An 8,787-nucleotide genomic window follows, 5' to 3' on the forward strand; every position below is an offset into this window, starting at 1 on the left:
TGTCGAAGGCGGGCTGATCAGCGCCGCAGGATTCGCCGGGCGAATTGCCTGACCGTCGGACGACGGCGCACGAAGTTGCGGGCGCGGCTTTCCGCCGTCGCCCAGAGGCCGCGCCAGCCGAGTGGCGCGACGAGGTCGACGAGCGGCGTCGGTTCGACACCGAAACGGCGCTTGTAGTCGTAGTCGCCGACGCTGAAATCGAACGCGCGATAGCCCTGCGCATGCAGGTGGGCCATCGACCGGTCGATGATGAGTTTGCCCGGAGACGCGTTGGCCCATTCGCCCTCGGCATTGCTGATGCGGACCATGATGTAGTCGTCTGCATTCCTGAGCCCGAGCAACGCTGCCACGACGGTGTCTCCGGCCATGAGGGCGGTCATCGCCACCGTCCCCTCCTGCGCCGGAACGTCGACGAGGTTACGGTAGAAGGCCGCCGCCGAGGGGGCGTCGAGGACGTAGCTCTTCCCCGTCGCCAGCATCCGCAGCGGCTGCTGCTCCTCGATCGCGGAGAGGACCCGGCGGCGTTCATCCGGCTCCGTCACGTCGCGGAAGAGGGCGTTCGGATGACGGGTGAAGACCCGCCAGGATCGCTCTAGCTCTTTTCGGACCGTGCGTTTGAGGTTGTGGTGATATGCGTTCCAATCATCGCCGGTCCGCACCAGGTTGCCGTTCAGGGCGCAAGGCAGCGTATCGAGGAGAGCCAGGGGGTTGGGACGTCCGGCGATCGTCACCGGCATCTTGCGCAGATCGATGACGTCGGCTTGCGGCAGGGCCTTGACGAGGGCCTTCCAGAGCGAGGCGGCACTCGCCGCATCGCGCGGTGCGGCCGGCCCCAGGATCGGGGCGTTGTAGTCGATCAAGCCGAGATCGGCGAAGCCGATGGTGCGAGTGCCGCCTGACGTCGTACCCACGAGCGCCAGGCTCAGCGCATGCGCGCCCGTCATCCGGTCGCGGATCGTGACGATCAGCGGGCGGATGTCGGCCCGTGCGGCCATGGCGCGGTACCAGGCATCCATGACGACGCCGTGCTGGAACGGCGTCGCTGCTCCGCTCGCCAGCGCCGAGTTCCAATCGGCACGCGCCGACGACCACTCGGTGTCGATTCCGATCGTGAACGACCGCTCCGTCATCGCCGTTCCAGCCATCGCCCGTCGATCGCTCGAAGCGCTCAGTTGCGACACGCCTCAGGCAGCCTTCAGGTCGAGGATCTCGCCGAGATGCTCGCGGTCCAGCCGGAAGCTGATCGGCCGCAAAGCCTTGCGCTCGCGCTTCAGGGCGGCACTGTCGCGCAAAAGGCGCTGGGCGACCCGCTTGCTCCAGAACCCGAGGCCTTCGGTGGACCGGCTCTTCGCCACGCGGCCGAAGCGATGGCGCAGGATGGCATTTGCGACGGTCACGACCTGGGCGCGCTTGAACTCCTCGGTCCAGTACTCCATCGTCATCGAGACGTTGAGGCAGTCGAGGTTCTCGATCCGGTGCGGAGCGTTGAGCGGCCAGTTCAGCATCTCGCCGGCCTTGAACTCGAACACCTGCGCGTGTTCGTCGTACCAGGCTTCGTAGGGCATGTTCACCTCGACGCCGAGGAGGGCGATGTCCTCAAGGTGCTCCGGCGCCAGGAACGGCTTCACGGCCGGATAGAGGTAGACGCGCTTGGCGCCATGGATCTGCCACAGCGACTGCCCGGGCAGATCGGCGTGGTAATAGACCTGCGCGTTGGGAGAAGAAATCAGGATGCCGATGCTCTCGTCCTGCGAGCGGAAGCCGGGAACCCGTTCCCCGAGTTCCCCGAAGATGGCGTTGACGAGGTCGCGGTAGCGGGTGTCGACATGCGCGACGCGGCGTAAGTTCAGCCACATCCGGCCGCGGGAGATCGCCTGGATCACCTCCGCACCCGTGAGGTTTCCGATCTCGCCCTCCCGCCACAGCTTGCGCTGGCCGGGTGCGCCCATCTGCACGAGGCTGTAGTGCTCGCGCGGATAGCGGTCGATGAGCTCGGCGAGCCCTTCCATGCTGAACATCGGCGACCGGTTGAGGCGATGCTCCACACGAACGGGCTGGTTGCCCCAGAGTTGGCTGTGCCGGTCTGTCCAGTTCGTGAAAACGGGCTCGGTCTGCATCGTGGGCTCCAGAGGATCGCAGTGCCGGAATGGCACAGGCCGGGTGTCACGCTGGCGCGGAGTTTCCTGACTCCTCGCCGATAGGAATTTGTCGACCACCGCATTCCCCGACGGGGCTCGGCTGGATGTCGTTCGCTCGATCACGGTCGGTCTCGATGCTGCTTCGCCAGACTCTGAACTACCTGCCGGCTCAACTCGTCGGACCACTGGCACAGTTTATCGCCGTGCTGGCCTGGACCTACTGGATCGCACCATCCGATTACGGTTTCATTTCTCTGATGCTCGCGGTTCAGGAGCTTGCCTTCCTGATCGGCATGTCGTGGTGGACGCATTACACCGTTCGTTACCTGCCTGCGCTCGCGGATCCGTCCGGCTATCGCCGCGCGGAGAGCGGCGTGATGCTTCTCTGTGCCCTCACGCAGGTCCCCGTGATGCTGCTGGCACTTTCGCTCACCGGCCATATCGCGGAACCGGGGCTCGTCGCCGTCACGCTTGCGTTTGCGGTCAGCCGCAGCCTCAACAACCACCTTGGCGAGCGCGCGCGGGCACTCGGAGACGTCACCACCTACACCATCGTGCAGCTGGCCGGGCCCCTGGCCGGCTTCGCCCTCGGCCTCGCCTTCCTCGAGCTGCTGCCCGATGCCACGGCGGTGATCGCCGGATTCGCGGTCGTACAGATCGCCATCCTGCCGGTCCTGACCCGGCGCCAGAACCTGCAGACGCGACTCGACTGGCCGCCGGACCGCGACCTCCTGCGCGGGGCTCTCGCCTATGGCGGACCCTTGCTCGTCGCCGGAGGCCTCGGATGGCTCTCGGTGAACGGCATCCGGCTCGTGGTCGAGCACGGCCAAGGGTTGGTGCAGCTCGGCCTTCTTTCCGTGGGATGGAATCTCGGCCAGCGTCTGATCGCGGTCGTCGCCACCCTCGTCACTGCCGCGGCGTTCCCGCTTGCCGTCCGGCAGGCGGCTCAGGGCGGCACGCAGGCCGGGATCGACCAGATCGGCCGCACCGCGATCCTGCTGTTCGGGTTGCTGGTACCGGCCGCCTTCGGCATCGCCGCCGTGTCCGATCCGCTCATCCGGGCCGTCGTCGGCGCCGAATTCCAGGAGGCGACGCGGATCGTCCTGCCGCTCGCGGCGGCGGCCGCGGCCGTGCGCAATCTGCGCATGCACCTGGCCGACCAGGTCTTCCTGATCGCCGAACGGCCGCGTTCCCTCCTCGCGCTCAACGCGGTCGAGGCCGTCGCGACCATGAGCCTCTGCGCGGTCGGTCTCGCCTGGGCCGGGCTCGCCGGAGCCTGCCTCGGCGTGCTCGCGGCGACGTGCGTGTGTGCGCTCGTCGGGTTCGCCATCGCCATGGCCGGCTACGGCCTCAAGCTGCCGCTGCGCGACATCGCCCTCCTGATCGCCGCGGCTCTGGCGATGTGCGCCGTGGTGCGGCTCGACGTCTATCCGCCCACGAATCTGGGTCTTGCGCTTCGGGTCGCGGCGGGCGCGGCCGTCTACATGGCGCTGGCCGGCCTTGTCCTGAAGCCCATGATCGGGCCGATGCTGGCCGCCCGCCGCAATGCCTGAACCGGTCACGGCCGCCTCTCGTCGGCCGGCCGATCGACACCAGAATGTTCGAAGGCGCGTGTGCCGAGCTCGCGCAGGAGCAGCCCGGCAAACGTCGCGTTGGTCCTGAGATAGCGTCCCGACAGCCGCCGCGGCTCCTGGCTCATGCGGTAGAGCCATTCGAGCCCCAGCCTCTGCATCAGGCGGGGCGCACGTCGGACCTGTCCGGAGATCACGTCGAGCGTTCCCCCGATCCCCATGACGAAGGGAACGCCGAGGCGATGGCGATTGCGCAGCATGAAGCGCTCCTTGCGCGGCGTCGGCATCGCCACGTAGAGCCCGTCAGCCCCGCTCTTCGCGATTTCCTCGCAGAGCCTGTCCTCTTCGTCGGGACCGAAATAACCGTGATGGCAGCCGGCGAATTCCAGGGTCGGATGCCGCTCCTGTAGGGTCCGCATCGCCGCTTCCAGAACTTCGCGCGTGGCGCCGAGGAGGTAGGGCCGGAAGCGCTGCGTCGCGGAGATTGCGATCAGCCCCTCGAACAGGTCGATGCCGGCGACCCGTTCGGGGATCTTCCGGCCGAGCAGGCCGAGCGCCCACGCGATCCCGATGCCGTCGATGCCCACGATGTCGCTCGAGCGGATGTCGCGGTCGAGTTCGGGGTCACGTCGGGCACTGACGAGCTTGGCCACGTTGAGGGCCACGTGCTGACAGGGACGACCCTCGCGCATGGCCTGCGTCGCAATGGCGATCGTGTCGGCCCGGCTGAGGATGTCGACCGGCAGTCCGAGCAAATGCGTGCGCATCTCGTGGCTTTCCTCTCTGGTCGTGGCTTGCGTCAGGCGACGTCGGAGAGGGCCAAGAGGCCGACCGCGTCTATGACGACCTTCTGTCCGAGCACGCCTCTGTTGAGGCTCTTGAAGCGATTGTGAGCCACGAGGACGACCACCACGTCGGCCTGTTCGATCGCCTCGTCGAGGGAGGCGGCCGCGACGTCGGGTTCCGCTGCGAGATCCTTGGGCAGGCCCTCGATATGCGGTTCGACCACGAGGAGACGACCGATCCGGCGCGCTGCGAGATCGCGGGCGATCTTCAGGGCCGGGCTGTCGCGAAGGTCGTCGACGTTCGGCTTGTAGGACAGGCCGAGCAGCGCAACGGTCGGTTCGCGGAAGCGGCCCGCTACCTTGGCGACGCGGTCGGCGATGAATCCCGGTTTGGCGTCGTTGACCTCGCGGGCGGCCCGGATCAGGGGGGTGTGGTCAGGCAACGCCTCGTGGATGAACCACGGATCGACGGGGATGCAGTGCCCCCCCACTCCGGGGCCGGGGCTGAGGACGTTCACGCGCGGGTGCAGGTTGGCGAGCTCGATCACCGACCAGACGTCCAGGCCGAACGCGTCGCAGACAACCGAAAGCTCGTTGGCGAAGGCGATGTTGACGTCCCGGAAGGCGTTCTCGACGAGCTTCGAAAGTTCCGCCGCCGCAGCCGTGGTGATCCGCTGCGGGCCGCGGGCGAAGACCGAGTAGAGGTCGCGCGCCGCGAGGGCGCTGCGCCGGTCGAGGCCGCCGAAGGTCCGTGCGTTGTCGACGAGTTCCCGCAATGTCTGCCCCGGCAGGATGCGCTCCGGGCAATAGGCGAGCAGGATGTCGGCGCTCTCGGGAGCCTGATCGGGGAAGCTGAGGTCACCCCGCGCCTCGCGTAGGATCCGCGCGGCGCGGGCGGTGGTCCCCACCGGACAGGTCGATTCGATGATGATGAGGTCCCCTCGCTTGAGCACGGGCGCGATCGAGCTAAGCGCCGCCTCGACGAACGAGAGATCCGCGCTGTGGTCGTCGCGGATCGGCGTCGGCACTGCGATCAGGTACGCGTCTGCCGTTTCGGGACGCGTCACGGCTCGTAAGGTGTTCGCCGTCACGACCGCACGCAGGACGATATCGAGATCGGGCTCGATGAAGTGCGCCTGCCCCGCATTGATGCGCGCGACCGTCTCTTCGCGAACGTCGACTCCGATCACCCGAAGTCCCCGGGATGCGAAGGTGGCCGCCGTCGGCAGGCCGACGTAGCCGAGCCCGATCACGGAGATGGTTTCGAACGTCCTCGTCATTGAAGGTGCCCCTCCCGGGCGGTGTGACCTGTCTCGATGCGTGGTCTGGCAAATGCGGGATGGAAGCCCGACGACGGCTCGTTGGCCGGCTCGTCGATCTGGCAGAGCAGATCGGCCACGATCCTCGCACTCGCCTGGCCGTCGCCGAACGGGCTCGCGCCATTGGCCATCGCGGCGTAGTGCAGGGGATCGTCGAGCAGGGCCGAGACGCCCGCGACGATGTCGGCGGCCTGGGTCCCGACGAGCCTGGCGACACCGGCCTCAATGGCCTCGGGGCGTTCGCTGGTGTCCCGCATCACCAGTACCGGCTTGCGCAGGGCGGGAGCCTCCTCCTGGATTCCGCCGGAATCCGTAAGGATCAGGTGCGAGCGCGCCATCATGGCGACGAAGCGTGGATAATCGAGAGGTTCGATCAACTTGATGTTTGGCTTGTTCCCGAGCAGCGGAAATACTGCGTCGCGAACATTGGGGTTCAGGTGTACGGGGAAAACGATCTGGACGTCGCGCCTTGTGCTCAACATGCTCAAGGCTCGACAGATGTTCTGGAGCCCGACACCGAAGTTCTCGCGGCGGTGGCCAGTCACGAGGACGAGGCGCTTGTCCGTCGGTATCCACGCGAATTCCGCGTTCAGCTTGCGCTTGAGCGGTCCTTCCCGTTCGACTGCCGCCACGGTCTGCATGAGCGTGTCGATGACGGTGTTTCCGGTGACCTGGATCGTGGGCGCAGCGTACCCTTCCGCCAGCAATGCGGAGCGTGCCCGGTCCGTCGGGGCATAGTGGCGCGTGGCCACGACCGCCGTCAGCCGGCGGTTGCCTTCCTCCGGCCACGGGCTCGCCATGTCGCCGGTGCGGAGACCGGCCTCGATGTGCCCGACGCGAATGTGCCGGTAGAAAGCCGCCATCGCGGCGGCCGTGCTCGACGCCGTGTCGCCCTGCACCAGGACGAAGTCCGGCTTCCAGGCGGCCAGGATCGGATCAAGCCCACAGAGGATGCGGGCGAACACTTCAGACAGCCCCTGGTTCGACTGCATGACATCGAGGTCGTAGTCGGCCTTGATCGAGAGGGCCGACATCACGTCGTCAAGCATGCTTCGGTGCTGGCCGGTGACGCAGACACGGCTGTCGATGGAAGGGGCTTTGGCCAGGGCTTTGACGACCGGCGCCATCTTGATGGCCTCCGGCCTTGTACCGAAGACAGAAAGGATTTTCATGATCTCGAATATCTTTGTGAAACGCTTATGAGAGAAGTTAGCGCCGTTGTCTAAAGACAATATGAAGTCGATCTGCGGATTGTCAAACAATGACAGCCTTCGCAAAAGATTAATACGCCCGGCTTCGTCCATTTTTAGGACATTGACTCAACAATGATGTCTCTTTTCGAAACGTATTATCGTTATTGCATTACTAATACGATTTCAGACCCAGAATCCCGGACAAGGTCGATCGCGAATGCCCCGTCAGGATCGATCGGTGGGCTCCTCTGGTATTGGTCTCGACTTCGGGCGATGTCAGCGCGCGAATTCGGTCATCGGCTGCATGAGGCCCGTGTCAAAAGCCACTGGCGAAGCCGGTACGTGGGCTGGCCGGCAGATGTCTCAGACGGGGACGTTCACGAAGTCGCGAGTTTCCGGGACCGCCTCGCAACGGCGAGCGCCGACATCGCGGCGAGCGAAAAAATTGTCGCGAGCGCCGAGCGCACGGGCCATGGCAATCTGAGTTTCTTCGGGCGCGACTGGCCCATGGTCCCCTGGGCGTCGGCCGGCACGTCTGGGTTCTGGCGCCGCGATCCCATCACCGGACGGGACTGGCCCGGAACCGAGGCCCGGTTCCTTGGCATCGACCTGCGAAGTAGCGGGCACGATCCGGCAGGCCCGCTCCCCGGCGACGTCAAGTTCGTCTGGGAGCCGGCGCGGCTCCAGGTTCTGCATCCGCTGGCCGCCCTTGCGGCCGGGGGAGATCTGGCGGCCGGGCGCCTCGCCTTGACGATCCTGCGCCACTTCTCGGACGCCAACCCGCCTCATCGCGGCGTCCATTGGTGCTCGGGCATCGAACTCGCAATGCGCCTCGTCGCCGTCACGCTGCTCGTGGCGGCCCTCGGTCGGGACGGGCTCGATCGAGAGGACCGGGTCATGATCCGGCGGTTCGTCGCCGCCCATGCCCGGCAGATCGCGGCCTTCCCCTCCCTGCATTCGTCGGCGAACAATCACCGCGTCGCCGAGGGGCTCGGCCTGTTCCTCGCCGGCATCCTCGTTCCCGATCTCGACGAGGCTTGGGAGCCCGCCGGCCGCGCCGTGCTCGAAAGGGAGGCTCTCGCGCAGATCCTGCCCGACGGAGCCGGCGCCGAGCAATCGCCGAGCTATCAGGCCTTCGCCTGCGAGATGATCGCCTTCGCAGGCCTGATCGGCGTGGCAGAGGGACGTCCCTTCGCACCGGCGGTGATCGACCGCCTCGTCGCGGCGGCCGGGTTCCTGCGCACGCTGATGGATCTCGACGGGCACGTCCCCGCGATCGGGGACGACGACGAGAGCCGTGTCGTCGCCCAACCCCCGGACCGAGAACCGCGCTACGTCGCCTCGGTGGTTGCGGCGATCGCCGGCTTGACCGGCCGGGCCGACCTCCTCCCGCCGGCTCGCGATCCGCACCTGCGCGATGCCCTGTTCGCCGTGCCCGCCGGCTTCGGCCACGCATCCGACGGCGTGAGCCTGTTCCGTGATGGGGGCTATACGGTCGTTCACCAGGGAGCCACCGGGCGCCGCTTCGACCTCGTGGTCGATCACGGCCCTCTCGGATATCTGGCCTTGGCCGCGCATGGCCATGCCGACGCGCTCGCAGTGTGGTTCGGGATCGACGGGATCCCAATCCTGATCGATCCCGGAACCGCTCTCTACAATGCGGGCGGGCCGATGCGCCTCGCCCTGCGAGAGAGCCGGAGCCACAACACGCTCTGCATCGCGGGCGCGTCGCAGAGCCGTGCCTCATCGGCCTTCTCGTGGTCGAACCGCGCCCACACCAC

The 8,787-nt window shown here is 66.9% G+C and carries 7 protein-coding genes; 2 read left to right on the top strand and 5 right to left on the bottom strand.

All coding sequences use genetic code 11. The features are described from left to right. Nucleotides 1-17: 17 nt before the first annotated feature. Entirely contained in the window at nucleotides 18-1,130 is a 1,113-nt protein-coding gene (locus ACFE7U_RS09725) for a GNAT family N-acetyltransferase (RefSeq protein ID WP_375409517.1), read from the bottom strand. Nucleotides 1,131-1,184: 54 nt separating this feature from the next. Next, on the bottom strand, nucleotides 1,185-2,117 hold the full coding sequence (locus tag ACFE7U_RS09730; RefSeq protein ID WP_375409518.1) for a hypothetical protein: 933 nt from the start codon (nucleotides 2,115-2,117) through the stop codon (nucleotides 1,185-1,187). 155 nt (nucleotides 2,118-2,272) lie between these two features. Here ACFE7U_RS09730 and ACFE7U_RS09735 point away from each other — a divergent pair, with 155 nt between their 5' ends. After that, nucleotides 2,273-3,691, top strand: coding sequence for a lipopolysaccharide biosynthesis protein (locus ACFE7U_RS09735; protein WP_375409519.1), 1,419 nt, complete (start codon nucleotides 2,273-2,275; stop codon nucleotides 3,689-3,691). 5 nt (nucleotides 3,692-3,696) lie between these two features. Here the strand turns inward: ACFE7U_RS09735 and ACFE7U_RS09740 are convergent, their stop codons facing one another. Genes ACFE7U_RS09740 through wecB form a run of 3 tightly spaced genes read right to left on the bottom strand, consistent with a single transcriptional unit; the run spans nucleotide 3,697 to nucleotide 7,117 of the window. Further along, the gene (locus ACFE7U_RS09740; RefSeq protein WP_375409520.1) at nucleotides 3,697-4,476 is read right to left on the bottom strand and encodes a WecB/TagA/CpsF family glycosyltransferase; all 780 of its coding nucleotides are present in this window, start codon (nucleotides 4,474-4,476) and stop codon (nucleotides 3,697-3,699) included. A gap of 32 nt (nucleotides 4,477-4,508) precedes the next feature. After that, on the bottom strand, nucleotides 4,509-5,774 hold the full coding sequence (wecC, locus tag ACFE7U_RS09745; protein WP_375409521.1) for a UDP-N-acetyl-D-mannosamine dehydrogenase: 1,266 nt from the start codon (nucleotides 5,772-5,774) through the stop codon (nucleotides 4,509-4,511). Then, nucleotides 5,771-7,117: a non-hydrolyzing UDP-N-acetylglucosamine 2-epimerase gene (wecB, locus tag ACFE7U_RS09750; protein ID WP_375409522.1), complete on the bottom strand. Its 1,347-nt coding sequence runs from the start codon at nucleotides 7,115-7,117 to the stop codon at nucleotides 5,771-5,773. Before wecB ends, wecC begins: the two co-directional genes overlap by 4 nt. 396 nt (nucleotides 7,118-7,513) lie before the next feature. Between wecB and ACFE7U_RS09755 the strand changes: the two genes are divergently transcribed. Next, on the top strand, nucleotides 7,514-8,787 hold a 1,274-nt coding region (locus tag ACFE7U_RS09755; protein ID WP_375409523.1), incomplete at its 3' end, for a heparinase II/III family protein.

Source organism: uncultured Methylobacterium sp. (assembly GCF_964251405.1).
Taxonomy (GTDB): domain Bacteria; phylum Pseudomonadota; class Alphaproteobacteria; order Rhizobiales; family Beijerinckiaceae; genus Methylobacterium.